Origin of the sequence: Nonomuraea sp. NPDC023979 (genome assembly GCF_040639085.1) — a bacterium.
Classification (GTDB): Bacteria; Actinomycetota; Actinomycetes; order Streptosporangiales; family Streptosporangiaceae; genus Nonomuraea; species Nonomuraea ceibae.
Genome location: NZ_JBEZZG010000081.1, coordinates 1 through 1,719, shown reverse-complemented (window position 1 = coordinate 1,719; position 1,719 = coordinate 1). Strand labels below are relative to the sequence as shown.

Here is a 1,719-nt window from a genome sequence, read left to right as displayed (position 1 = left end):
GAGATCGACAAGCGTGACAGCGTCGGTGTGCGCATCGACCGTAAGCGCAAGCAGGCCGTCACCGTGCTTCTCAAGGCGCTGGGATGGACCAGCGAGCAGATTCTCGAGCGGTTCGGGCAGTACGAGTCGATGCGGGCCACGCTGGAGAAGGACCACACGGCCGGTCAGGACGACGCGCTGCTCGACATCTACCGCAAGCTGCGGCCGGGTGAGCCGCCGACCAAGGAGTCGGCGCAGACCCTGCTGGAGAACCTGTACTTCAACCCCAAGCGTTACGATCTGGCCAAGGTCGGCCGCTACAAGATCAACAAGAAGCTCGGGGTCGGTGCGGAGATCACGCAGGGCACGCTGACCGAAGAGGACATCGTCGCCACGATCGAGTACATCGTCCGCCTCCACGCGGGCGAGGAGACGATGCCGGCCGCCGAGGGCGCGCCGATCGACACGGTGATCGTCGAGACCGACGACATCGACCACTTCGGCAACCGCCGCCTGCGCAGCGTCGGCGAGCTGATCCAGAACCAGGTCCGCCTGGGCCTGGCCCGGATGGAGCGCGTCGTGCGCGAGCGCATGACGACGCAGGACGTCGAGGCGATCACGCCGCAGACCCTGATCAACATCCGCCCGGTCGTCGCGTCGATCCGGGAGTTCTTCGGCACCTCGCAGCTGTCGCAGTTCATGGACCAGACCAACCCGCTGGCCGGCCTGACGCACAAGCGGCGTCTGTCCGCGCTGGGCCCCGGTGGTCTGTCGCGTGAGCGGGCCGGCTTCGAGGTCCGAGACGTGCACCCGTCCCACTACGGCCGGATGTGCCCGATCGAGACCCCTGAAGGCCCCAACATCGGCCTCATCGGCTCGCTGGCCTCCTACGGCCGGATCAACGCCTTCGGCTTCGTGGAGACTCCTTACCGCAAGGTCGTCGACGGCAAGGTCACCGACCAGATCGACTACCTGACGGCCGACGAGGAGGACCGCTTCGTCAAGGCGCAGGCCAACACGGTGCTCAACCCCGACGGGTCGTTCGCCGAGTCCCGCGTCCTGGTCCGCACCAAGGGCGGCGAGACCGAGCTCGCCCGCGCCGAGGAAGTCGACTACATCGACGTGTCGCCGCGCCAGATGGTGTCGGTCGCCACCGCGATGATCCCCTTCCTCGAGCACGACGACGCCAACCGCGCGCTCATGGGCTCCAACATGCAGCGCCAGTCGGTGCCGCTCCTCAAGAGCGAGGCGCCGCTGGTCGGCACCGGCATGGAATACCGTGCCGCGACCGACGCCGGTGACGTCATCAGCGCCGAGAAGGCCGGCGTGGTCGAGGAGGTCTCCGCCGACTACGTCACGGTCATGAACGACGACGGCACCCGGACGACCTACCGCGTGGCCAAGTTCAAGCGCTCCAACCAGGGCACCTCGTTCAACCAGAAGCCCATCGTGGCCGAGGGCGACCGCATCGAGGTCAACCAGGTCATCGCCGACGGTCCCTGCACCGACAAGGGCGAGATGGCGCTGGGCAAGAACCTCCTCGTGGCGTTCATGCCGTGGGAGGGCCACAACTACGAAGACGCGATCATCCTGTCCCAGCGGCTGGTCCAGGACGACGTCCTCTCCTCGATCCACATCGAGGAGCACGAGGTCGACGCCCGTGACACCAAGCTGGGCCCGGAGGAGATCACCCGCGACATCCCGAACGTCTCCGAAGAGGTCCTGGCCGACCTCGACGAG

The 1,719-nt window shown here is 67.0% G+C and carries 1 protein-coding gene; it reads left to right on the top strand.

Annotation, left to right across the window (positions count from 1 at the left end; genetic code table 11):
- The coding region (rpoB, locus tag AB0G11_RS48880) for a DNA-directed RNA polymerase subunit beta (protein WP_357594161.1) at window positions 1-1,719 on the top strand (1,719 nt) is incomplete at both ends.